We start from the raw sequence: 22,216 nt of genomic DNA on the forward strand, positions 1-22,216 counted from the left end.
CTCTGCGGTTGGCGGGGCTCATGGGGTCACATCGGCCACACAGGACATCAGAGAGTGGGAACCCGTGCACATCGGGCCGGGAGGAATCGGTGTGGCTGCCCGCTCACCGGCCCCGGCCTGTCGCTCGCCGGGATTTCCGCTCTGTTCCCGCGCGCGTTCATACTATGTAGGACAACATTTGGCGCGGACGCATGTCCGAAGCCGTCCGGGCACTGCCCGCCCCACCGATGGAGACCTTAGATGCGCCGAATTCCCGTCCGCTCGTCGGCTGCCCTGCTGCTGGCAGCGCTGACGCTCAGTGCCTGCTCCGCAGGTTCCGGCGGGGCGCAGCCGGGGACCGGCTCCAGCACCGGTGCGGGTGCCGGGCAGGACGACGGCGGCGTCGTCGTCGCGCTGACGGGGGAGCCGGCCAACCTGGACTTCACCACCACCGCCGGAGCCGCGATTCCACAGGCACTGATGGCCAACGTCTATGAAGGCCTGGTGGAAATCGACCAGGACGGGCAGATCCAGCCACTGCTCGCCCAGTCCTGGGAGATTAGCGAGGACCGCACCGCCTACACCTTCACGCTGCAGCCCGGCGTGACGTTCTCCAACGGGCAAGCGTTCACAGCCGAGGACGTGAAATTCAGTCTGGAACGGGTGAAATCCGATGCCTGGCTCTCCAGCCTGAAAACCAAAATGGACGTGGTGGACAGCGTCACCGTCCTGGGGGACACCGAAGTCCGCGTGCAGCTTTCCCGGCCCTCCAATGCCTGGCTCTTTGACCTGGGCACTCCCGTGGGCGCCATGTTCGATGAAAGCGGTGTGGCGGATCTGGCCTCCACCGCCGTGGGCACCGGCCCCTTCACGGTTCAAGCCTGGAACCGCGGCGAGTCCATTGAGCTGGCAGCCCGCAGCGACTACTGGGGGAAAGCGCCTCAGGTGGAAACGGCAACGCTGCGCTACTTCGCCGACGCTGTGGCCACCACCAACGCCCTGCGCTCCGGCGACGTGGACGTGGTCTACAACATGCAGGCCCCCGAACTGCTGTCCACCTTCGCCGGAGATGATGCCTTCCAGGTTCTGGAGGGCACCTCCAACGGTGAGATCATGCTCTCCATGAACAATGCCAAGGCCCCGTTCAACGACGTCCGGGTCCGGCAGGCGGTGCTGCACGCGGTGGACCGGCAGGCCGTCCTGGACACGGCGTGGAGCGGTTACGGCACCCTGGTGGGTGCCCCGGTTCCGCCCACCGATCCGTACTATGAGGACCTCAACAACACCTACCCCTACGACCCGGAGAAGGCGCGTGCACTGCTGGCGGAGGCCGGTGCGGAGAACCTGGACATCACCTTCACTGTTCCCACCCGCCCCTACGCCACCGCGGTATCAGAGATTGTGGTCTCCCAGCTGGCGGACGTGGGAATCAACGCCACCATCGAATCCGCCGAGTTCCCCGCGGTGTGGCTGGACAAGGTCTTCACCCGCCATGACTATGACATGTCGGTGGTCCTGGCCGTGGAAAGCCGCGATCTGCTCACCATGTTCAACAACCCCGATTATTACCTCGGGTATGACAACACCAAGATCAAGGACGCGGCGGCAGCGGCTGACGCTGCCGATGAAGCCGGCTACATCGCCGGCATGCAGGACGTGGTCCGCACCATCAACGACGACGCCGCCGCTAATGTCCTGTTCCTGTTCCCCAATATTGTGGTGGCCAAATCCGGGGTCACCGGTCTTCCCGCCAATTCGGTCACTGAAGCGCTGGACCTGGGCTCAGTGGGCTGGCAGTAGCAGGCCGTGGGAATCCGCCTGCTGGTAAACGCTGCCCGGTTTGCCGTCACCTTCCTGGTGGCCACTGTGGCGGTGTTCCTGTTCATGCGCGCCATCCCCGGGGATCCGGCCCAAATAGCCCTGGGGGTCAATGCCACCCCGGAGCTGCTGGAGCAGACCCGCCGGGAATTCGGCACCGACCGTCCGTTGCCGGTGCAGTACTTCGACTGGGTATCGGGACTGCTGCGAGGCGACTTCGGCGTCTCCTATGTCACCCGTCAGGACATCAGTCCGCTGCTGCTGGACCGGCTGCAGGTCTCGCTGATATTGGTGGGACTGGCCATGGCTGCCGCCCTGCTGATTGCCGTCCCTTTTGGGACGGTTGCCGCGCTGCGCCACCGCAAGCCCAGCGGGGTGCTGCTCAGCGGCCTGAGCCAGCTGGGTGTGGCGGTTCCGGGCTTCCTGGCCGCGATCATGCTGGTGGTGGTCTTCGCCGTGGGGCTGGGCTGGTTCCCGGCGAACGGCTGGACCCCGCCGGGCGTGGACTTTGCCGATTTCCTGCACCGGGTGACGTTGCCGGTGCTGGCTCTGGCCTCGGTGCAGGGCGCCGTCCTAACCCGCTACGTCCGTTCGGCCGTCCTGGACGTGATGAGCGAAGACTTCCTGCGCACCGCCCGGGCCAAGGGACTGGGCAAACTGGAGGCACTGATCAAGCACGGGCTGCGCAATGCCGCGGTTCCGGTGCTGACGGTCGCCAGCGTGCAGCTGGCCGCGCTGATCATCGGTGCGGTGGTGATCGAGCGCGTCTTTGTGATTCCCGGCCTCGGGTCCATGCTCCTGGACGCAGTGGGCAACCGGGACCTGCTCACCGTGCAGTCAGTGGTGATGGTGCTGGTGGCCCTGACCCTGATCATCAACCTGGTGGTCGATGTCCTCTACACAATTGTTGACCCGCGGCTGAGGAAACGCGCATGAGGACCGTGCGCACGTTCTCTGCCACCCTGCTGACCGGAGCCGCGCTGGTTGCGGTGGTGGTGCTGGCAGCGCTGGTCTCCTTTTTCTGGACCCCCTACGATCCGCTGCAGGCCTTCCCGGCCGACCGGCTGCAGGGCTCCGGCCCGGATCATCTGATGGGCACCGACCGCTACGGGCGCGACGTGTTCTCCGGTATCCTCTACGGCGCCCGGATTACCCTGACCGTGGGACTGGTTGCCGTGGGCATCGCTGCGCTCATCGGTACACCCTTGGGCATCCTCGCCGGCATGCGCCGCGGAGCGGTCGAGGAAGTGACGATGCGCGGCGCGGACATCCTGCTCGCCTTCCCCGCACTGCTGCTGGCCATCATGTTTGGCGCGGTGTTCGGCGGCGGAACGACGACGGCGATGGTCGCCATCGGGATCGGCTCCATCCCCGGCTTTGCCCGGGTAGCCCGGTCCGGCACGCGGCAGGTTATGAGCACCGAATACGTCCTGGCAGCGCGGGCGGCCAGCCAGTCCGGGCTGCGGATTGCCCGCCGGCACGTACTGCCCAACATTGCCGGAATGGTGGTGGTGCAGTGCTCCGTCACCTTTGGCCTGGCAGTGCTGGCCGAAGCTGCACTGTCCTTCCTGGGCCTGGGCACACCGCCTCCGGTGCCTTCCTGGGGGCGGATGCTGCAGGAATCCCAGCAGTTCCTGGGCACCTATCCATCCCTGGCACTCTGGCCCGGGGCGGCCATTGCCGTGGCCGTGCTGGGCTTCAACCTGCTAGGCGACGGCCTGCGGGACCGGTTTGATCCTCGCCTGAACGGAGAACGCTGATGTCCGCGCCGCATGCTGTGCCTGCACCCGTGCCGGAGCCTGCGCCCGGTATTAATACCCTGTCCGTCCGGGCCGCTGTTCCAGGCCCCGCCCCGCTGCTGGAAGTTTCCGGCCTGCAGGTCACCGCCGGGAACCGCCCGCTGGTCCAGAACTTCTCCCTCTCCCTGGCCCGGGGCGAACGGGTGGGCCTGATCGGTGAATCCGGATCCGGCAAATCAGTGACCGCGGCCGCGCTGATGGGCCTGTTGCCCCAGGGCCTCCACACATATGGATCGGTCCGCCTGGACGGCATAGCGCATGATTTGGTGGGAGCCTCCGACCGGCAAATGAGCCGCATCCGCGGCAGGCGCACCGGCATGGTGTTCCAGGAGCCGCTGAGCGCGTTGAATCCTCTGATGCGCGTGGGCCGGCAGGTGGCCGAAGCGCTGACACAGCACGGAACCGTCCGCGGGCACGCCGCTGCCCTGCGCAGTGTTGAGCTGCTGGCTTCCGTCCGGCTTCCGGACCCGGCCGAGGCAGCCCGCGCCTATCCCCATCAGCTTTCCGGCGGCCAACGCCAGCGCGTCATGCTGGCCATGGCTCTGGCCAATGATCCGGACCTGCTGATCTGCGATGAACCCACCACTGCGCTGGATGTGAGCGTGCAGCGTCAGATGCTGGAGCTGATCTCTGATTCAGTGGCGCGCCGGGGGAGCGGGCTGCTGTTCATCACCCATGACCTGGCCGTGGCAGCCAGCATCTGCGACCGCATCCTGGTGATGCGCGGCGGTGTCCTGGTGGAGCAGGGCCCCACCGCAGCAGTGTTTGGCCACCCGCAGCACGCCTACACCCGCGGCCTGCTGGCAGCTTCGGATCTGGAAGCCACGGACAGTGCCGGGCGGCTGTTTACGGTTTCCTCAGCTGCCGGCTATGTCCCGGTGGGCCCGAGTGCCGAGACCACGCTGCCGCCCGCCGTCGTACCCGCCGTCGTATCCGCAGCACCGAAACCCGCACCAGCCCGGGCTGAAGCCGAGCCGCTGATCCGAGTGAGCGGGCTCAACCGCACGTACCGCCGCGGCCGCAGCTCGCTCTTCCGCACCCCGGCCGACGTCCCTGCCCTCCGCGATGTGTCCTTCGAGGTAACCGCCGGGCAGCGGTTCGGAATCGTGGGGGAGTCAGGGTCCGGAAAATCCACCCTGCTGCGGATCCTTGCCGGACTGGACCAGCCGACGTCGGGGTCGGTGAAGGTCGCCGGCAACGAGGTGGCCGGCTCCCGGGAAGGCCAGCTTCTGGAGCTGCGGCGGCAACTCCAGATTGTCTTCCAGGATCCGATGGGATCACTGAACCCGCGCATGCGGGTGCGGGACGTCGTGGCCGAGCCGCTGCTGCTGCCGGGGGAACCGGTGGGGGCCCGGCATCACGCCGCGCGGGTTGCCGAGATGCTCGACGCCGTTGGCCTGCCCCGGGACGCCGCCGACCGCTTTCCGCACCAGTTTTCCGGCGGCCAGCGGCAGCGGATCGCGATAGCCCGCGCGCTGATCTGCGAGCCGCGGATCCTAGTAGCCGATGAGCCGGTGAGCGCCCTGGACGTGTCGGTGCGCGCGCAGGTGCTGAACCTGCTCTCGGATCTGGTGGACAAGTACCGGCTCACGCTCGTGTTCGTCTCCCATGACCTGGGCGTGGTCAAACACCTCTGCGACACGGTAGCTGTGATGCACCAGGGCCGGATTGTGGAGTCAGGGCCCACCGGGCAGGTCTACGCCGCTCCGCACCACGACTACACAAAACAGCTTGTGGCGTCCTCGTTGTCCCTGCACGGCACCCCGGCCATCCGGAACTGACCCACGCCAAGCCCTGGCCGGAATCCCGGCCGCACTACACCGGGCCGCCGTGACACAGGAGGCAATACAACGGGGAACCGCCAAAGCTGGTTATACTTCCTTACAGCTTCAAGAACTGCGGCCGCCAAGCTCCGACTTGGCCGCATACCAACCCCACGCTCGTTGGGTGGTTCGGATGAAGAAGTGGCCTGCACTCGCCTTCGGGCACCCGGTGCGGGCAAGAGCACGCCGAAAGGACCGGCGCACGACGCCGTATTCTCATGGACAATGCCGTTTATACCGCTGATGACCGCCCGGCTGCCGAACCCCGGGGGATTTCACTTCAGGATTACCAGGCCATCACCGAGGCCCGTCAGGATTTCCTGGATTTCCTGCTGGCCCGCACTGAGCAGCCGGCATGAACGGGCAGTCCGGGCTATTGCTGGACACACCCGTGCTGGCCGAGGTCCGCAGTCCGGGCCCCAGCACTGTTCTCACGGATTTCCTGCGCTCCCGCAGCTCCCTGCGGATCTTTATCTCGGCGCTGACCCTCGGCGACCTGCCGCAGCCGGACGGTGCCTGGCTACAGGAGCTTGCGGGCCGCTTCGGCTGCCACATCCTGCCGGTGGACCAGGACGTCGCGCTTGCATCCGCGGGTCTGAAGCACGACGCCGGCACCCTCACCGTGGTGGTGGCCGCCACCGCCCTGCGCCACGATCTGACAGTAGTAACCGACCGGCCGGAGGATTTCCGTCGGCTGGGAGCCTCCGCGGTTGATCCGTGGAGTGCTGCACCGGAGCGGGCTGCTGCACCGGAGCCGGCGCACCTGCCCTAGACGGAGCGCTCCAGGGCATCCTCCAGCAGTTCCAGGTCGATTCGGGCATGTTCGCGGCCCAGATGTGCGGCCTCAGCGGCCTGCTGATCAACGATCGCCTGCACCAGCAGTTCGTGCTCCCGCAGCGCCCGTGCTTCCATGAGCGGCATCCCCTCGGCGCCTCCCCAGAGGTGTGAAGGCGCCGAGATACTGACCCGTGCTTCCAGATCCAGGAGGAGTGACTGGAGCGTTGAGTTGTGCGCGGCCGCACTGATGGCCAGATGAAGCCGTTCATCGGCTTTCTGGGATTCCAGCCCGGAGGAGGCTTTCCGGAACCGGTCCAGGCATTCACGCAGCAGCACCACGTCACTGGCGGAGCGGTTTTCGGCGGCAGCCCGGCAGATGGTTCCCTGCAGCAGGGCCACTGCCTCGCAGGTGTCCTTCAAGACCTCCCACCGGCCGGAAAGGATGCGGACCACGGATGAGCGCGCAGCGGAGGCCGCGGTGTCCGGCAAGCGCTCCTGAATAAAGGACCCGCCGCCCCTGCCGCGGCGGGTCTTGATCAGCCCCTGTTCCACCAGCCGGGCCAGGGCGGCCCGGACGGTCATCCGTCCTACCTGCAGCGATGCGGCCAGGTCCCGCTCGGAAGGCAGCCGGGAGCCCGGCAGATATTCGCCGATGGCGATGGCGGTAATGAGGCGGTCGGATATCTCATCCACGCGCGTGGAGGTTTCAATCGGCGTCTCCAGGCCGCCTGCGCTGCCGGTCGTCATTGAACTCCTTCTGGTTTCGCCGCCCGCCCATCTTCCGACAGGGCGGCCCCGGCACGTAACAATCATTCTAATGAGCTAATTGGTCTTGTTTGTAGACCATTACTCCGCCATGATGACTTTCGCCGGAAGCAACGGCCACGGGAGCTCCCGTGAAGCGCAAAGACAGGGGCGAGGAATCTGCATGGCCATTGTTGAAACACTCCGTGTGCCGTTTCGGGACTGGCACACCTGGACCCGGATTACCCGTCCGGACCACCCCATTCCCGGCGCCCTGCCGGTGGTTATCCTGCACGGCGGGCCGGGAATGGCGCACAACTACCTTCGAAATCTGGAAAAGTTGGCCGACAGCGGCCGCGTGGTCATCCACTATGACCAGCTTGGCTGCGGCAACAGCACCCACCTTCCCGAGGCGCCGGTGGAGTTTTGGACGCCGGAGCTGTTTGTCGAGGAGTTCACTAATCTGCTCTCCTACCTGCAGATCGGGAACTACCATCTCCTGGGCCAATCCTGGGGCGGCATGCTCGCGGCAGAGATTGCCGTCCGCCGGCCCGGTGGCCTGCGCAGCATCGCCATCTGCAACTCACCGGCGTCGATGGAATTGTGGTCAGAAGCAGCAGGACGGCTTCGCAGCGAGCTTCCTGCGCAGACTGCAGCCGCACTCACTTTGCACGAGGCAGCGGGCACACTGACGGATCCGGAATACCTGGCCGCAGCGGATGTCTTCTATGCCCGCCATGTCTGCCGGACGGAGCAGATACCCGGAGATTTTGCTGAAAGTGTTGCCCAGATGGAGGCGGATCCCACCGTCTATCACACGATGAACGGGCCCAACGAGTTCTACGTTGTGGGAACCCTGCGGGACTGGAGCATTGAAGACCGCCTGGAGCGGATCAATGTGCCCGCACTTGTGGTGGCCGGCGAATTCGACGAGGCGGCCCCCGAAACCTGGGCACCCTACGCTGAGCGGATCCCCGTTGCCCGGGTGCGGATCTTCCGCGGCGGCAGCCACTGCGTCCACCTGGAACAGCCCGACTCCTTCCGAGACGTCATCTCCGAATTCCTGGCCCGTCACGAGGCCACGTCCCAACCAGCCGAAAGCACAATGCCATGACCCGTTCAAGCGGCTCCACGGAGCGCGACCCCCAGCAGGAGCTGGAATCCCTGGGATACAAACAGGAGCTCCGCCGCTCAGTCTCTACCACTGACCTTTTGATCTACGGCCTCATCTTCATGGTTCCCATTGCGCCGTGGGCCATCTTCGGCACTGTCTACAATGCCTCCGAAGGCATGGTGCCCCTGGTGTACCTCATCGGGCTGATAGCAATGATCTTCACGGCGCTTGCCTACGCACAGATGGCCAAGTCGATTCCGCTGGCCGGATCCGTGTTCTCCTATGTGGGCCGGGGTATCCATCCCAATGTGGGTTTCTTCGCCGGCTGGGCCATCCTGCTGGATTATCTGCTGGTTCCCACCCTGCTTTACGTCTTTGCTGCGGAGTCCATGATCGGGATTTTCCCCGGAACTCCCCGCTGGCTCTGGGCCCTGGTTTTCGTCGCCATCAACACGGTGGTCAACCTGCTGGGCATCAGTTCCATCAAAATCATGAACCGGCTCTTCCTGGCCGTGGAGCTGGTGTTCATCGTGATCTTTGTGGTGATCGCCGTCAGCGCCCTTAACTCGGGCACCGTGCCGGGTGCGGAATTCACCCTGGACCCCCTGTGGAACGCGGATAGGGTATCCGGTCCGCTGATCGCCTCGGCGCTTTCCATCGCTGTCCTCAGTTTCCTCGGTTTTGACGGCATTTCCACCATGGCCGAGGAATCAACCGGCAGCCGCAACGCGGCCGGCAAGGCCATGGTCACGGCCCTGATCATCGTGGCGTTCTGCTTCATCCTGCAGACCTGGCTGGCAAGCGCGCTGGCCGGGGGCCGGGAGTCCTTCGGCGATGACGAGGTCGGCAACGCCTTCTTCATCATTGTGGAGGCAGCATCAACCAGCGGATGGGCCACCGCCTTCTTCGCGGTGAATGTCATGGCGGTGGGAATCGCCAACGCCATGGCGGCGCAGGCGGCGACCTCCCGCCTGCTGTACTCCATGAGCAGGGACCGCCAGCTGCCGGCCTTCCTGAAGCAGATCAACTCGCGCAGGGTGCCGCAAAACGCCATCCTGCTGGTGTCCGGGATTTCAGCCGTGCTCGTGCTGTTCTTTGTCGGCCAGATCGACCTTATTTCCTCCCTGGTGAACTTCGGTGCGCTGTTCGGGTTTATGCTCCTGCACCTGTCCGTGATCGTGCTCTACATCGTGCGGAAAAAATCGCGGAACTACTTCCTGCATCTGGCCGTCCCGGTGGTCGGGTTCCTGATCATCGGCTATGTCCTGCTCAACGCAAACATCGAAGCCAAGGTGGGCGGCCTGGTGTGGCTGGTCATCGGTGCCGGAGTGTTCCTGTACTACCGTGCAACGGGGCGCAAGACTGAGCTTTCCGCTGAAGACGGCTCCTCGCCGTTGAACAAGGCTGCCGAACCGCTGAAGAATCGAAAGGACTAAGTACATGGAGTATTTCCTGGACAAGAAGCACGGAAAGTTCGGCTTCTCCGCGGCTGAAAACCCGGCCCTGAAAATCCGGCCGGGCACGGGCGAACGGATCGGGTTTGAAACCAGCGACGAGGTCTACGCCCAACTGCATGAGTTCCGCGACATGGAGAAGCTGACGGTGGGCATCAACCCGGTCACGGGGCCGGTGTATGTGGAGGGTGCGCAGCCCGGCGACGCCCTGGCCGTCACGATCCATGAGATCCGGCTCAAGGACCGTGGATGGTCCGTCAGCCTGCCGGGGTCCGGGGCGCTCCGCCACGTCATGGGGGAGGACATGTTCACCCGCCGCGTTCCCATTGACAACGACGGCGTCCACGTCACCGACCGGCATGTCTTAGCGCCGCGTCCCATGATCGGGTGCATCGGCACGGCGCCCGCGGAAGGAGTCAACTCCACGATCATGCCCTCCACACCGCAGGGCGGGAACATGGACCTTGTTCAGTGTGCCCCGGGATCCACCGTCTACCTGCCGGTCATGGTGGAGGGCGCGTACCTGTCCATCGGTGACATTCACGCCATCATGGCTGAGGGGGAATCCTCGTTTGTGGCCATAGAGGCGGAGGGTATCGCCGTGGTCAGTATCGACGTCGTCAAAGGCCTGGCGCTTCGCGCCCCGCGCGTTGAAACCGCCGACGAATGGATCTTCGTGGGGCTGGGGGACCCGGTGCAGGAGAGCGTGACCCGGGGCTATGAGGACATGTTCCATTTCCTGGTGACTGACCGGGGCTGGGACCGCGGGGACGCGTATGCGGTGATGAGCGCCGTCGGGCATTCCCAGCTCGGCGGACCCACCGGTTCCACTGATCCGGATCCCCTGCACCCGTTCACAGCGGTGGGTGCCGTAACCATCCACCGGCTGCCGAAGTCTGTGCTGGCACCGGAGGAGGCGGCCGGCAGTGAGAGCTAACGGGCGGCCGTAACGGTAGATCATCTTCCGGTTCGAGTCAATGGATGTGAAAGGATGCATACGCACCGGTGACCGAGCGCACATTTATTTTCGGCTGCCCAAAAAGACCAACGTAAGGATTGCTGGCCCATGGCCGACGAAAGCACTGTTCCCCAGCCAAGGGTCGCGCACGCCGACCGGATAGACGACGACGGCGGCGCCCCCGCCAAGTGGAAGGTGGTTGGTCCCGGTCTGGTTGTGGCCGCCACCGGTGTTGGTGCGGCGGACATGGTTGCCACCCTGGTAGCCGGTTCCAAGTACGGCTATGGCCTGCTCTGGGCGGTCATCCTCGGCGTGATCCTCAAGATCATCCTGGTTGAGGGTGCCGGGCGCTACACACTGGCCACCGGCAAGACCATTTTCGAAGGATGGCGCTCGCTCGGCAAATGGACCACCTGGTACTTCGGTCCCTACATTATGATCTGGGGTTTCGTCTACGGAGCCACTGCCATGTCCTCGGCAGCGCTGCCGCTGGCAGCGCTGTTCCCCGCGGTGGATCTGTGGGTCTTTGCCATCCTCATGGGTCTGGCCGGCCTGGCCATGGTGTGGTTCGGGAGATACGCCACGTTCGAAAAAATTACCGCCGCACTGGTGGGCATCATGTTCGTCACTGTGGTGGGGCTGGCAGTCATCGCCGCGCCGAACATCCCGGAGATGATATCGGGGCTGGTGCCGATGATTCCCGAAGGCGGTGTGGTGTACACGCTGGCGCTCGCCGGCGGCGTGGGCGGAACCATCACCCTGGCGGCCTACGGGTACTGGCTGCGGGAAAAGGGCTGGTACACGCCCAAATGGATGAAGGTCATGCGCATCGACAACTCGATGGCCTACGTCATGACCGGTATCTTCGTGATTGCCATGCTGATTGTCGGTGCTGAAGTTGTCCGTTCGGCCGGGGTGTCCCTGAGCTCGGGCGATGAAGGCCTGCTGGACCTCTACGGCGTGCTGAAAGAGGAATACGGCAACGTGGTGGGTACCGGATTCCTGGTTGGCTTCTGGGCAGCGTCCTTCTCCTCCATCATCGGTGTCTGGAACGGTGTCTCCCTGATGTTCGCCGATTTCTGGGGCAACATGCGCGGCAAGGAATCCGGCCATCCGGATACCCGGGTGGGCGGCAAGTACTTCAAGTTCTACCTGCTCTGGCTGACTTTCCCCCCGATGCTGCTGTTCATGCTTGGCAAGCCCATTGGGCTGATTCTGGCCTACGGGGTCCTCGGCTCGCTGTTCATGCCGTTCCTGGCACTGACGCTGCTGGGGCTGCTCAACGGCCGCCGCGTGCCCAAGGCCTGGGCCAACAAGCTGCACACCAACCTTGCCCTGGGGATCACGGCCCTGCTGTTCATTGTGCTGGGCGTCCAGCAGCTCGTTGACGCGATTATCAAGGCTTTCTGACCCCAGCGGGAGGCTGAAAACTCCGCAGCTAAACTGCCCTGTCGCGATCCTTCGCGGCAGGGCAGTTTAGCGTACCGGGAACGCTTCCGCGAGGGCCCTCCGGAAGGGTAAAAAAACTGGTCACGGGCCATCCACGCCATGATTTCCCTCCGCTACGCTTGAAGGGCGAGAAGAGGTTGCACCATGGAAAGCTTCGCAGCAGATGGCCCCAACCGGCTCATTTCAGGGCGTTACCGACTCATTGAACCTATAGGCCACGGTGGCATGGCCACCGTCTATCGTGGACAGGACGAGGCTCTCGGCCGCGACATTGCGGTGAAGCTCTTCCGGGCCAGCGCCGTCGCTCCAGACGACGTTGGCCGCCAGGAAACCGAAATGCGGTTGCTGGCGTCCCTCTCCCACCCGGGCCTGGTGACACTTTTTGATGCTGGCAAGGACGACGCCGGCCGCGATGACGGTGAGGCCGGCGAACCCCGGGCCTTTCTGGTGATGGAACTTATCGATGGCCCGGACCTGCGTAAACGGCTCCGTGAAGCCGAGCCGCTGAGCCCCGCGGACGTCGCCTACGTTGGAGCGGAGCTGGCCGGCGCGCTGGCGTATATTCACGACCGCGGCGTGATCCACCGGGATGTGAAGCCTGCCAATATTCTGCTTCCCCCCGTCATCTCCGGCACGTTGCCCCGTGCCAAGCTCACTGACTTCGGCATAGCCCGGATGCTGGACGGAGCCCGGATTACGGCAGCCAACGCCACCCTGGGCACCGCGAACTACCTGAGCCCGGAACAGGCCAGTTCCCAGGAGGTTGGTTTTTCCAGCGACATCTATTCCCTGGGCCTGGTATTGCTCGAAGCCGTCACCGGACGCATCGAGTTTGGCGGCAGCGCGGTGGAAGCGGCGATTGCCAGGCTAAGCCGCAACCCCGACGTTCCGGACGCGCTGGGACACTATTGGTGCTCTCTGCTCAAATCCATGACGGCCCGGGATCCCGATCAACGGCCCACGGCGGCGGAAGTCTCGGCGGCGCTGCTGGAGTACCGCTGGTCTGTTTCCGAGGAGCCAGTGGCAGTGCCGGTGCCCCCGGTGAGGCAGGGGGAAGACACCGGGGAAGGCCAAGGGGAGAAGGCTGAGGGCGGGGAGCCAACGGCCGACGGCGGTGTCCGGACCGCTGAGGGTGCGATCCGTCGGGAGCCTGAATCGCAGACACCCGGTGTATCTGCAGTCCTCGCCCCGCCGCTGACAGCGCCGCGTGTTGGCCGCAGCCGGTCACGGTCAGCCGCTGCAGACCAGGTGGCGCTGGCGGTTGTTCCCGGACGACCGTCGAAGCTGGCTCTGGTGGGCAGATCGCTGCTGGGATTTGTTGCTATGGCGGTCTTGGCGCTGGCGGTTATTGTGGTTGCCGACAGGCTGGGCATCTTTCCCCAGGACCAGGGCTACCCGGCCGTGCCCGGGCAGCTGGGAGAGCATCTGCGTGAGCTGCAGGAAAGTGTCACACCGTGAGGCGGCGCAGGTCGTTGCTCCTGTCCGCGGTGGGGCTGCTGGCTGTCGCCGCGCTGACCGGGTGCGAGGTTCCGGGCATTGAGCCCGGCGCCGCCGAGGAGCTCCGAAGCGAGGTGGCCGTGGTGACCCAAGCAGCAGACGCCGGCGAGTATGAGCGTGCCCTCCGGGATCTGGATGATCTGACGGTTCGGCTTCAGACCGCCACCCGGCAGGGGGATGTGTCGTTGGGCCGGCAGGAACGGATTAGCGAGGCCATTAAAGCCGTGCGGTTGGACCTGGAGACGGAGATTGCACTGCAGAAGTGATGGAGCCCGCTCAGTAATCGAGCTGGCGCACGGTCCGGCACCATGGCGCGCGCAGCGGAGATAAGCAGCGGAGATAATGGGTTCATGACTTCAGCAGACCGCGCTCTGGATGGCGCCGCCGCCCGCTCCGACGCTCCCGCACCCGATGACCGCTGTCCCTGCCTCAGCGGCGAAACCTACGCCCGGTGCTGCGGCAAATACCACTCGGGTGCACAGACCGCGCCCACTGCAGTTGCCCTGATGCGGTCGCGGTACTCGGCGTTCGCGGCAGGGGACCGGGCGTATCTGCTGAAGACCTGGCACCCGTCCACCCGCCCCCGTGGCCTCGAACTGGACGCCGGGCTGCAGTGGCGGCGGCTGGACATTGTGGAGACCGCTGCCGGCGGTCCGCTCGATGAGCGGGGCGTGGTGCACTTCCGTGCCCATTACCGGGACGGAAACGAGTCCGGAATGCAGGAAGAAACCAGCCGCTTCCTCCGGGTTAAAGGAGTCTGGCTCTATGTGGACGGTGAATAGAGGGCCGCTCTTCCGCAGCGTCCCGCGCCCCTCCTAGGCTGGAAAGGACCGATCAGGCGGTGCCAGTGCGCCCCGTTTCCGGATCCGCCGGACCAGATTGCCGAGGCAGTCTGCCAAGGGTCGGTGCGAACTGACGAGGACATCATGAAAGCACTCGTATACGAAGGACCCGGACAGAAATCGTGGAAGGACGTTCCGGATCCGCAGATCCGGGACCCGCGTGACGCCATCATCAAGATGGACGCCACCACCATCTGCGGCACCGACCTGCACATCCTCAAGGGCGATGTTCCGGCCGTTACCCCGGGCCGCATCCTGGGCCATGAAGGCGTTGGCACCATCACCGAAATCGGTAGTGGAGTCACCAATTTCAAGGTGGGGGACAAAGTCATCCTCGCCTGCGTGTCCGCCGACGGATCCTGCTCCTTCTGCCGCGACGGCCTGTACTCACACTGTCTCGGTGAGGAAGGCAGTGTGGGGATTGGCTGGATCTTCGGGCACCTGATTGACGGCACGCAGGCTGAATATGTGCGTGCTCCGTATGCGGACACCTCGCTGTACCACCTGCCGGAGAATGTGTCCCAGGAACACGGGGTGCTGCTCAGCGACATCTTCCCCACCGGCTTTGAGATGGGGGTGCAGTACGGGCAGACCAAACCGGGTGACGTAGTGGCCGTCGTCGGCGCCGGGCCGGTGGGCCTGGCCGTCATCGCCACCGCGCGGCTCTACGGCGCCGCGAAGATCATCGCCGTGGACCTGGACGCCAACCGGGTGGAGCAGGCCCGCAAATTCGGGGCCACACACGGCGTGAATTCCGGCGACGGAGACTGGCGCGAACAGATTATGGCTCAGACCGACGGCTACGGAGTGGACGTCGCCGTCGAGGCGGTGGGCATTCCCGTCACGTTCGAGATGTGCACCAGGATTGTCCGTCCCGGCGGCAACGTGGCCAACGTGGGAGTGCACGGCAAGCCCGTCAGCTTGGAGCTGGACCGGCTGTGGATCGAGAACATCGACATCAGCATGGGGCTGGTCAACACCAACACTCTGCCGATGCTCCTGAAGCTGGTGGCGGAGGGAAAGCTCCCCGCTGAGGAGTTCATCAGCCACCGGTATCCGTTGCACGACATTCTGACGGCCTACGACACGTTCTCCCGGGCCGCGGAAACGGACGCGTTGAAGGTGATCCTGCAGGCCTAGCCGCGGTGCCCGCAGTGCCGTGGCACACACGGTGATGACTGCCATATCACGGGCCGCAGGCCGCCGATCCGCTGGCGGTCTGCGGCTTTTTGTGGCATCCGGGGCACAGGAACATAATGGGGGCGGCAGCAGGACCAGCCGCTGCCATCTTCGCGAAAGAGGTTTGCCATGTCCGCCGGCACCATGATTGCAGGACGTCTCAACGTTGAGACCAAAGAGTTTGCGCTTCAGGAAGTTCCGATTCCCGAACCGGGCCCCGGTTTTGTCCGGGTGAAGGTGGGAGCCGCCGGCGTCTGCCTCTCGGATGTTCATTTGATCCAGGGCCTGCTGCGCCCGCAGTTCCTCAAGGGAAACGAAGTGACCCTGGGACACGAGGTGGCCGGCACCGTTGATATGCCCGGTCCGGGCGTCACCTCCGCCACCGCCGGGGACCGCGTGGTTATCCAGGCCGGGTACGAATACAACGGCGCCACCCTCACCATGGGCGTGGATTACGACGGCGGCTGGGCCGAGTACGTTGTGGTTCCCGCTGGTGTCCTGGTGCCGTTGGGGGATGACATTCCCTTTGACCAGGCCTCCATCATTCCGGACGCTGTGTCCACGCCGTGGGGTGCCATCTCCTCCACGGGTGATGTGCGCGCCGGAGAAGCCGTGGGCGTCTGGGGTGTTGGCGGGCTGGGCGCCCACGGCGTTCAGCTGCTGCGCCTCATCGGGGCCGCGCCCATCATCGCAGTGGATCCGATTGCCGAGGCACGCGAACGCGCCCTGGAATTCGGTGCCGATATTGCCCTGGACCCGATGGCCGAAGGTTTTGCCGAGGCCATGAAGGTAGCCACCGCGGGCAAGGGCCTGGACGTGGCCCTGGATTTCGCCGGCGTTGATGCTGTGCGGGCGCAGGCCGTTAAATGCCTGGGGCGGCGAGGCCGGCTGGTCCTCGTGGGCCTGAGCGGCACTCCGATCACTATCGCCGACAGCACCGGTTTCTCCTACGCGCGCAAGCAGATCCTGGGCCACTACGGCTCCGAGGCCCACCATGTACCGCAGCTGGTGAACCTGACCCGGCTGGGGCGGCTGGATTTCGCCAAGTCCATCAGTGCGCGCATTCCCCTGGCTGATGCTGAGCAGGCGGTCAAAGCGCTGGACGCCAAGGAAGGAAACCCCATCCGCCTGGTCCTGGTGCCGTAGCTGTAACTGCCAGAAAAAGGAGCCTCCTGCGTTTCAATGCGGGAGGCTCCTTTTATAAACGGGGCGCGGCAGGCTACGGCATGTCCGCGTAGCGGACGGCTTCGGCGAGGGCCTGCTCCAGTCCTGCGGCGTCCAGGGCCGTAACGTAGGCCGGGGTGTCCCGCTGCCAGCGCCAGCCTTCGGACAGCGGTCCCGCATCCACCACGTCGAACCCGAATTCATTGATCAGAGCGGCCACCAGTTCCTTGGCCGCGGCGTCATCGCCGGCAATCGGCAGGGCGCGCCGGTTCGGTGTGCCTGCGGTGGCACTCTGGCTGGTGAGGTGGTCCGCAACAATGTTGTTGAAGGCCTTCACCACATGTGAGTCCGGCAGATGCGCCTGGAGCAGCTCGCTGGTGGTGGTTGATTCGCGGTCGAGCTCTTCAATGTTTCCGTCCCGCTGGGGATAGTAGTTCATCGTGTCGATGACCGTCTTGCCTGCCAGCTCCGCCACGGGCACCTCGCCGAGAGCCTTCAAAGGAATGGTGACGACGACGGCGTCCCCGGCTTTCGCCGCCTCTGCCGGCGTAGCAGCGCTGGCATGATCGCCCAGTTCCACGAGGAGCGGCTGCAGGGTTTCGGGTCCCCGCGAATTGCTGAGGATGACGTCGCAGCACAGGGCCCGGAAAATTCCAGGCTCTGTGCGCATTTTCGTGGATCTTAACGGCGGCGGCATCAAAAAGCCCACCCGGCCTTACCTCCAAGGCGGTTGCCGACGGGCTGGGCACTGCCCATCAGAGCTGGCCCGGTTTACGCTGGAAGAACCGTAGTCCCACCCAATATGTGAAGTGGGTTTGGCGTGACAGACTTCGTTTCGCAACGCTGGAACGACATCCTGTTTTCCAGTTGGCAGCATTTCAGTATGGTTTTCCAGTGTCTGGTGGTTGCCGGGGTCCTTGCTGTGCTGGCGGCGGCGCTGACGTATCAGCGGCCGGCGTGGCGCTCGGCGGCGGACAGCATCAGCGCAGTGGGCCTGACTATTCCGTCCTTCGCACTCATCGGTCTGCTCATCGCACCGCTGGGATTCGGGGTGCTTCCGGCGGTCGTCGTCGTGGGCTTCTATGCCCTGCTGCCCATCCTCCGCAACGCGATTGTGGGGCTGGCGGGGGTTCCGGTGAGCACGGTTGAAGCAGCCCGCGGGCTGGGTATGGGGCGGCGCCGGATCTTTTTCCGGATAGAGCTCCCGCTGGCCTGGCCGGTGATCCTTGCCGGCATCCGGGTCTCCGGGCAAATGGTCATGGGCATTGCCGCCGTGGCTGCTTATGCCCTGGGCCCCGGCCTGGGAGGCTTCATCTTCTCCGGCCTGTCCCGGCTGGGCGGCGCCAATTCCCTGGAGTCGGTGGTGACTGGGGTAGTGGGGGTGGTGCTGCTGGCCCTCATCCTGGACCTGCTCCTGATCGGCCTGGGCCGGCTGAGCATTCCGCGAGGTATCCGTGTCTGAAACTCCTTCTTCCCTCGACCAGCACGCCGCCGGCATTCTGCTCCGGGACGTGACCAAGCGCTTCCCCGGCCAGGACCGCCCGGCCGTGAACCGGCTGAGCATGGACATCCCGGCCGGTGACATGGTGATGCTCGTGGGCCCTTCCGGGTGTGGAAAAACCACCACCCTGAAAATGATCAACCGGCTCATCGAGCCAACCTCCGGGCAGATTCTGCTTGGCGGAAAAGACATCACCGCTGCCAACGGGGACCAGCTGCGCCGCGGCATCGGGTACGTGATCCAGGCCGGCGGTCTCTTTCCGCACATGACCGTGGCTGCCAATATTGCCGTCGTGCCCGCCATGCTCGGCTGGGACAAGGCGCGCACCACCCGGCGAATCGATGAGCTGCTGGAGCTGGTCTCCCTGGACCCCCAGCAGTACCGCGACCGCTATCCCAAGGAGCTTTCCGGCGGGCAGCAGCAGCGGGTGGGGGTGGCCCGGGCGCTGGCAGCCGACCCGCCGGTATTGTTGATGGACGAGCCGTTCGGAGCCGTGGACCCGATTACCCGCGAACGGCTGCAGGATGAGCTGCTCAGCATCCACGCGGACCTGAACAAGACAGTGGTTTTTGTGACCCATGACTTCGATGAGGCCGTCAAGCTGGGGGACCGGATTGCCGTGTTTGCCGAGGGCGGGCATCTGGTGCAGTACGATTCCCCGGAGCGCATCCTGGCCGAGCCGGCCAACGACTTTGTGCGCCAGTTCATCGGCTCTGGAGCCGGCCTCAAACAGCTGGGCCTGGCCCGCGTCAGCAACGTTTCTCCGCTTCCTGTTGTCAGCGCAACGGCGGCGGAGGGACCGCAGGCGTTGCTGGCACAGGCCGTGTCCGCCGGTCAGGACGCCGCAGCGGTGGTGGACGGCACCGGGAGGCCGCTGGCCTGGTTGTCCGTGGCCCAGCTGGAAGGACTGCGGCTGCTGCCCGCAGAACGGGCACCTCAGCTGCCAACTGTGCAGGCCGCAGACACCCTTGCCGATGCGCTGAACGCCATTCTGGTGTCCGACGCCGGCAGCGCGCTGGTCACGGACGCCAAGGGGAGGCTGGTCGGGAGGATCGACGCGCAGCTGATTCTGGCGGCCGTGCGGGCGCAGCGGGACGCCATATCGTCCGTTCCGCAGCCGCCGGCGGCAGGCTCGCCACAATCCCCGGCCAGCTCAACAGATGCGGGGCGGCCATGAGCATTGTGGCAGGGAAGGCCGGAGCAGCGCCGGGCACCCCGGGTGAGGGGCGGCTCACCCGGACCGAAGCTTCCTCACCGGTCCGGGAAAACTCCCGGCGCGGCCTGATCTGGCAGCTGGCCGGAATCGCTGCGGCGCTGGGGGTCCTGCTGTTCTGGCTTTCGGCAACAACGCTGACCCAGACGGAGCTGACCACCTTGGATCCGGCGACGCTTTGGGTTTACACCGCCGAACACCTCCGGCTGACCGCGCTGGCTGCGGTCATAGTGCTGGTGGTGGCTCTTCCGCTGGGCGTGCTGCTGACCCGAAAGCCGCTGCGCTTCCTGACCGGCCCGGTGCTGGCGGTGGTCAACATTGGGCAGGCCGCTCCTGCCATCGGCCTGGTGGTGCTCCTGGCCTTCTGGCTGGGCTTCGGATTTAGGACGGCGGTGGTGGCCCTGGTCCTCTACGCCCTGCTCCCGGTGCTGCGCAACACCATGGTGGGTCTGGACAACGTGGATGCGCGGCTGGTGGAGGCGGGGCGGGGGATGGGTATGAGCGCTTCACGGGTGCTGTTCCGGGTGGAGCTTCCCCTGGCGGTGCCGTTGATGCTGGCCGGAATCCGCACCGCCCTGGTGCTGCTGGTGGGAACCGCGGCCCTGGCCACGTTCATCAACGGCGGCGGGCTGGGTGTGCTGATTACCACCGGTGTGAACCTGAACCTGCCCCGGGTGTTGATCAGCGGTGCCGTCATGGTGGCCCTGCTGGCTCTGACGGTGGACTGGCTCGGAAGGGTCGTGGAGCACATCGCCCGGCCCAAGGGCCTGTAGATGCGTACGGTACTGCGTTCCCGGGCCGCTGCCGCGCTGGCAGCCGCGCTCGCCGTCGTCGTTCTGCTGCTCTCGGGATGTGGACTGCAGCCAGCCGGGTCCTATGTTCCGCCGGTGGCACCGGGCAGCATCCAGCCGATTGAAGGCCTGCCCCAGGACGCTTCAGTCACCGTGACCTCGAAGAACTTCACCGAGCAGCTGATCCTGGGCAAGATGGCGGTCCTGGCCTCGAAGGCTGCCGGATTCGAGGTCACTGATCTGAGCAATGTGCCCGGGAGCCTGCCCGCCCGCGAACTGCTGCGCAGCGGCCAGGCGGACGTGATGTGGGAATACACCGGCACCGCGTGGCTGACCTATCTGGGAAACGAGCAGGGAATTTCGGACCAGCAGGAACAGTGGCAGGCGGTGCACGACGCCGACCTCGCCAATGGCCTGACATGGGGAGCACCGGCGGAGCTGAACAACACATACGCGCTGGCCATGAGCCGGACGCGGGCCGAGGAGCTGGGCGTCAGCGCCATCTCCGACCTGGCGAACCTGCCGGTGGAGGAGCTGACCTTCTGCGTGGACGCCGAGTTCAACTCCCGGCAGGACGGTTTCAACCCCATGCTCGAGCTCTACGATATTCCGCGGGGCACTGTGGTCCCGGAACGGAACATAGGCATCTATGACACAGGTGCCATCTACGGTGCGGTGGACCAGGGAGAATGCACAGTGGGCGAAGTCTTCGCCACCGACGGCAGGATCGATGCTCTGGACCTGCTGGTGTTGGAGGATGACCGGGGCTTCTTTCCGGCCTACAACGCAGCTCCGGTGATCTACACCGAGACACTGCAGAAGTATCCGGAACTGGAAGCGGTGCTGGAACAGGTGGCGTCAAAGCTGAACGATGAAACCATGCGGTCCCTGAACCTCAAAGTGGACGTGGAGGGCCAGGAGCCGGAGCAGGTTGCCTACGACTGGATGGTGGCCGAGGGACTGGTTAGCCCGGCGGAGTGATGGCGCCGCTTTCTTCCTGACATGGGCGTTTGCTTTACTTCCGTTGTGTTGGTGGGTTTGGATGAAGGGGACGCACGCCCACTCATCTGGTGGACTGCACCGTGACACTGCCCAGCACCGAACCAAGTACAGGGACTGTACTAGAAGAACGCGAGCATCTCGGCCAGAACTTCCTCCGGAGCTTCTTCGGGAAGATAGTGCCCGGCGTCCACGGCCCTGCCGGTGGCGCCGGGCACTGCTTTGCCCCAAAGCGCCAGCGGATCAAACTGTTTCTCGATGACCCCGTGCGCTCCCCATAGCACCCTCAGCGGCACGTCGGGGGTGCGGCCGGCGTCGCGGGCCGCCCGGTCGTGGTCCAGATCGATGGTTGCGGCGGCGCGGTAGTCCTCGCACATGGCATGGACCGCGCCGGGGGAGGAGAGGGCCTGGACATAGGCGTCCAGCACCGGTGCCGGAAACGGCGCCAGCCCGGCGTAGCGGCTCCCGATGATGTTCTCCACGTAGGCCCGCGGGTTGGCTTCGATCAGGGCCTCGGGCAGCGGCTCCGGCTGGATCAGGAAAAACCAGTGGAAATAGGCTTCTGCGAAGGCCCGGTCGGTTCCGGCGTACATGTCCAGGGTGGGGGCAATGTCCAGGAACATGGCCTTCCTAATCCGCTCCGGGTAATCGGCCAGCAGACGATGTCCCACACGGGCTCCGCGGTCATGGGCGCAGAGGACAAAACTGCCGAACCCCCGTTCGGCGCCGAAATGTTCCATCAGCAGCACAGCGTCCTTCGCCATTTCGCGTTTGCTGTACGTGGAGTGGTCCGGTTCGCCGGCGGGTTTGGAGGAGCCGCCGTAACCGCGCAGATCCGGAGCCACCACGGTGTAGTCCGCCGCCAGTGCGTCGGCGATCCGGTGCCACATCAGGTGTGTTTCCGGATGCCCGTGCAACAGCAGCAGGGCCGGTTTGGTACCGCTGCCTCCGGCATTTCCGCTGGCCTCTGCGCTGCCGTCCACACCGCCATTGTCACGGGACACGCGGCCGGTGGCCGTAATGCCGTTGACCTGCACGGCGAATTGATCAAAGCGGCTGAATCCTGGCAGCTCAGCGGCCATGACGGTGTTCCTTTCACGGAGCCGGGTTTCTTT

General features: G+C 65.2%; 22 protein-coding genes and 1 riboswitch. Of the genes, 19 read left to right on the forward strand and 3 right to left on the reverse strand.

The features are described from left to right. Positions 1 to 240 precede the first annotated feature (240 nt). From ABIB35_RS01985 to ABIB35_RS02010, 6 genes are all read left to right on the forward strand, one after another. Entirely contained in the window at positions 241 to 1,779 is a 1,539-nt protein-coding gene (locus ABIB35_RS01985) for an ABC transporter substrate-binding protein (RefSeq protein WP_354178452.1), read from the forward strand. Positions 1,780 to 1,785: 6 nt separating this feature from the next. Next, complete coding sequence (locus tag ABIB35_RS01990; RefSeq protein WP_354178454.1) at positions 1,786 to 2,733, forward strand: ABC transporter permease; 948 nt, start codon at positions 1,786 to 1,788, stop codon at positions 2,731 to 2,733. Beyond that, complete coding sequence (locus tag ABIB35_RS01995) at positions 2,730 to 3,557, forward strand: ABC transporter permease (RefSeq protein ID WP_354178456.1); 828 nt, start codon at positions 2,730 to 2,732, stop codon at positions 3,555 to 3,557. The genes ABIB35_RS01990 and ABIB35_RS01995 overlap by 4 nt, the downstream gene beginning before the upstream one ends. Further along, positions 3,557 to 5,377 (forward strand): dipeptide ABC transporter ATP-binding protein, encoded by a 1,821-nt coding sequence (locus tag ABIB35_RS02000; RefSeq protein ID WP_354178458.1) that lies wholly within the window; start codon positions 3,557 to 3,559, stop codon positions 5,375 to 5,377. The genes ABIB35_RS01995 and ABIB35_RS02000 overlap by 1 nt, the downstream gene beginning before the upstream one ends. A 106-nt stretch (positions 5,378 to 5,483) precedes the next feature. Beyond that, positions 5,484 to 5,607: riboswitch (SAM riboswitch) on the forward strand. A gap of 30 nt (positions 5,608 to 5,637) precedes the next feature. Beyond that, positions 5,638 to 5,778 (forward strand): hypothetical protein, encoded by a 141-nt coding sequence (locus ABIB35_RS02005; RefSeq protein ID WP_354178460.1) that lies wholly within the window; start codon positions 5,638 to 5,640, stop codon positions 5,776 to 5,778. Next, on the forward strand, positions 5,775 to 6,191 hold the full coding sequence (locus tag ABIB35_RS02010) for a PIN domain-containing protein (RefSeq protein ID WP_354178461.1): 417 nt from the start codon (positions 5,775 to 5,777) through the stop codon (positions 6,189 to 6,191). Before ABIB35_RS02005 ends, ABIB35_RS02010 begins: the two co-directional genes overlap by 4 nt. Here ABIB35_RS02010 and ABIB35_RS02015 read toward each other — a convergent pair. Next, positions 6,188 to 6,943, reverse strand: coding sequence for a FadR/GntR family transcriptional regulator (locus ABIB35_RS02015; protein WP_354178463.1), 756 nt, complete (start codon positions 6,941 to 6,943; stop codon positions 6,188 to 6,190). The genes ABIB35_RS02010 and ABIB35_RS02015 overlap by 4 nt on opposite strands. A gap of 181 nt (positions 6,944 to 7,124) precedes the next feature. Here ABIB35_RS02015 and ABIB35_RS02020 point away from each other — a divergent pair, with 181 nt between their 5' ends. The 9 genes from ABIB35_RS02020 to ABIB35_RS02060 all read left to right on the forward strand — a co-directional run bounded on the left by ABIB35_RS02020 (position 7,125) and on the right by ABIB35_RS02060 (position 16,579). Continuing rightward, positions 7,125 to 8,054: a proline iminopeptidase-family hydrolase gene (locus ABIB35_RS02020; protein ID WP_354178465.1), complete on the forward strand. Its 930-nt coding sequence runs from the start codon at positions 7,125 to 7,127 to the stop codon at positions 8,052 to 8,054. After that, entirely contained in the window at positions 8,051 to 9,490 is a 1,440-nt protein-coding gene (locus ABIB35_RS02025) for an APC family permease (RefSeq protein ID WP_354178466.1), read from the forward strand. The genes ABIB35_RS02020 and ABIB35_RS02025 overlap by 4 nt, the downstream gene beginning before the upstream one ends. 4 nt (positions 9,491 to 9,494) lie before the next feature. Continuing rightward, the gene (locus ABIB35_RS02030) at positions 9,495 to 10,445 is read left to right on the forward strand and encodes an acetamidase/formamidase family protein (RefSeq protein WP_354178467.1); all 951 of its coding nucleotides are present in this window, start codon (positions 9,495 to 9,497) and stop codon (positions 10,443 to 10,445) included. Between the two features lie 129 nt (positions 10,446 to 10,574). Continuing rightward, entirely contained in the window at positions 10,575 to 11,876 is a 1,302-nt protein-coding gene (locus tag ABIB35_RS02035) for an Nramp family divalent metal transporter (protein WP_354178469.1), read from the forward strand. 183 nt (positions 11,877 to 12,059) lie between these two features. Then, entirely contained in the window at positions 12,060 to 13,373 is a 1,314-nt protein-coding gene (locus tag ABIB35_RS02040) for a serine/threonine-protein kinase (RefSeq protein WP_354178471.1), read from the forward strand. Next, positions 13,370 to 13,678, forward strand: a complete 309-nt coding sequence (locus tag ABIB35_RS02045) for a hypothetical protein (RefSeq protein ID WP_354178473.1) — start codon at positions 13,370 to 13,372, stop codon at positions 13,676 to 13,678. Before ABIB35_RS02040 ends, ABIB35_RS02045 begins: the two co-directional genes overlap by 4 nt. 84 nt (positions 13,679 to 13,762) lie before the next feature. Further along, positions 13,763 to 14,194 (forward strand): YchJ family protein, encoded by a 432-nt coding sequence (locus ABIB35_RS02050; protein ID WP_354178475.1) that lies wholly within the window; start codon positions 13,763 to 13,765, stop codon positions 14,192 to 14,194. 144 nt (positions 14,195 to 14,338) lie between these two features. Next, positions 14,339 to 15,394 carry a zinc-dependent alcohol dehydrogenase family protein gene (locus tag ABIB35_RS02055; RefSeq protein ID WP_354178476.1) on the forward strand — a complete coding sequence of 352 codons (1,056 nt, stop codon included), beginning with the start codon at positions 14,339 to 14,341 and terminating at the stop codon, positions 15,392 to 15,394. A 168-nt stretch (positions 15,395 to 15,562) separates the two neighbouring features. Next, the gene (locus ABIB35_RS02060) at positions 15,563 to 16,579 is read left to right on the forward strand and encodes a zinc-binding dehydrogenase (protein WP_354178477.1); all 1,017 of its coding nucleotides are present in this window, start codon (positions 15,563 to 15,565) and stop codon (positions 16,577 to 16,579) included. Positions 16,580 to 16,652: 73 nt separating this feature from the next. On the opposite strand, the gene ABIB35_RS02065 is transcribed toward ABIB35_RS02060, so the two are convergent. After that, positions 16,653 to 17,267 (reverse strand): NADPH-dependent F420 reductase, encoded by a 615-nt coding sequence (locus ABIB35_RS02065; protein WP_354178479.1) that lies wholly within the window; start codon positions 17,265 to 17,267, stop codon positions 16,653 to 16,655. A gap of 150 nt (positions 17,268 to 17,417) precedes the next feature. Here ABIB35_RS02065 and ABIB35_RS02070 point away from each other — a divergent pair, with 150 nt between their 5' ends. Genes ABIB35_RS02070 through ABIB35_RS02085 form a run of 4 tightly spaced genes read left to right on the forward strand, consistent with a single transcriptional unit; the run spans position 17,418 to position 21,083 of the window. Continuing rightward, positions 17,418 to 18,059: an ABC transporter permease gene (locus ABIB35_RS02070; RefSeq protein ID WP_354178480.1), complete on the forward strand. Its 642-nt coding sequence runs from the start codon at positions 17,418 to 17,420 to the stop codon at positions 18,057 to 18,059. Next, positions 18,052 to 19,275, forward strand: coding sequence for an ABC transporter ATP-binding protein (locus tag ABIB35_RS02075; protein WP_354178482.1), 1,224 nt, complete (start codon positions 18,052 to 18,054; stop codon positions 19,273 to 19,275). The genes ABIB35_RS02070 and ABIB35_RS02075 overlap by 8 nt, the downstream gene beginning before the upstream one ends. Beyond that, positions 19,272 to 20,084 carry an ABC transporter permease gene (locus ABIB35_RS02080; protein WP_354178484.1) on the forward strand — a complete coding sequence of 271 codons (813 nt, stop codon included), beginning with the start codon at positions 19,272 to 19,274 and terminating at the stop codon, positions 20,082 to 20,084. The genes ABIB35_RS02075 and ABIB35_RS02080 overlap by 4 nt, the downstream gene beginning before the upstream one ends. Next, the gene (locus ABIB35_RS02085) at positions 20,085 to 21,083 is read left to right on the forward strand and encodes a glycine betaine ABC transporter substrate-binding protein (protein WP_354178485.1); all 999 of its coding nucleotides are present in this window, start codon (positions 20,085 to 20,087) and stop codon (positions 21,081 to 21,083) included. Between the two features lie 140 nt (positions 21,084 to 21,223). Here ABIB35_RS02085 and ABIB35_RS02090 read toward each other — a convergent pair whose 3' ends face one another. Continuing rightward, positions 21,224 to 22,183, reverse strand: a complete 960-nt coding sequence (locus tag ABIB35_RS02090; RefSeq protein WP_354178487.1) for an alpha/beta fold hydrolase — start codon at positions 22,181 to 22,183, stop codon at positions 21,224 to 21,226. Between the last annotated feature and the right edge of the window lie 33 nt (positions 22,184 to 22,216).

Source organism: Arthrobacter sp. UYP6 (assembly GCF_040547315.1).
GTDB lineage: Bacteria > Actinomycetota > Actinomycetes > Actinomycetales > Micrococcaceae > Arthrobacter_B.

Coding starts and splice junctions, on each gene's coding strand:
- ABIB35_RS01985 (WP_354178452.1), top strand. CDS start 241: ATGCGCCGAATTCCCGTCCGCTCGTCGGCTGCCCTGCTGCTGGCAGCG.
- ABIB35_RS01995 (WP_354178456.1), top strand. CDS start 2,730: ATGAGGACCGTGCGCACGTTCTCTGCCACCCTGCTGACCGGAGCCGCG.
- ABIB35_RS02000 (WP_354178458.1), top strand. CDS start 3,557: ATGTCCGCGCCGCATGCTGTGCCTGCACCCGTGCCGGAGCCTGCGCCC.
- ABIB35_RS02005 (WP_354178460.1), top strand. CDS start 5,638: ATGGACAATGCCGTTTATACCGCTGATGACCGCCCGGCTGCCGAACCC.
- ABIB35_RS02010 (WP_354178461.1), top strand. CDS start 5,775: ATGAACGGGCAGTCCGGGCTATTGCTGGACACACCCGTGCTGGCCGAG.
- ABIB35_RS02015 (WP_354178463.1), bottom strand. CDS start 6,943: ATGACGACCGGCAGCGCAGGCGGCCTGGAGACGCCGATTGAAACCTCC.
- ABIB35_RS02020 (WP_354178465.1), top strand. CDS start 7,125: ATGGCCATTGTTGAAACACTCCGTGTGCCGTTTCGGGACTGGCACACC.
- ABIB35_RS02025 (WP_354178466.1), top strand. CDS start 8,051: ATGACCCGTTCAAGCGGCTCCACGGAGCGCGACCCCCAGCAGGAGCTG.
- ABIB35_RS02030 (WP_354178467.1), top strand. CDS start 9,495: ATGGAGTATTTCCTGGACAAGAAGCACGGAAAGTTCGGCTTCTCCGCG.
- ABIB35_RS02035 (WP_354178469.1), top strand. CDS start 10,575: ATGGCCGACGAAAGCACTGTTCCCCAGCCAAGGGTCGCGCACGCCGAC.
- ABIB35_RS02040 (WP_354178471.1), top strand. CDS start 12,060: ATGGAAAGCTTCGCAGCAGATGGCCCCAACCGGCTCATTTCAGGGCGT.
- ABIB35_RS02050 (WP_354178475.1), top strand. CDS start 13,763: ATGACTTCAGCAGACCGCGCTCTGGATGGCGCCGCCGCCCGCTCCGAC.
- ABIB35_RS02055 (WP_354178476.1), top strand. CDS start 14,339: ATGAAAGCACTCGTATACGAAGGACCCGGACAGAAATCGTGGAAGGAC.
- ABIB35_RS02060 (WP_354178477.1), top strand. CDS start 15,563: ATGTCCGCCGGCACCATGATTGCAGGACGTCTCAACGTTGAGACCAAA.
- ABIB35_RS02065 (WP_354178479.1), bottom strand. CDS start 17,267: ATGCGCACAGAGCCTGGAATTTTCCGGGCCCTGTGCTGCGACGTCATC.
- ABIB35_RS02080 (WP_354178484.1), top strand. CDS start 19,272: ATGAGCATTGTGGCAGGGAAGGCCGGAGCAGCGCCGGGCACCCCGGGT.
- ABIB35_RS02085 (WP_354178485.1), top strand. CDS start 20,085: ATGCGTACGGTACTGCGTTCCCGGGCCGCTGCCGCGCTGGCAGCCGCG.
- ABIB35_RS02090 (WP_354178487.1), bottom strand. CDS start 22,183: ATGGCCGCTGAGCTGCCAGGATTCAGCCGCTTTGATCAATTCGCCGTG.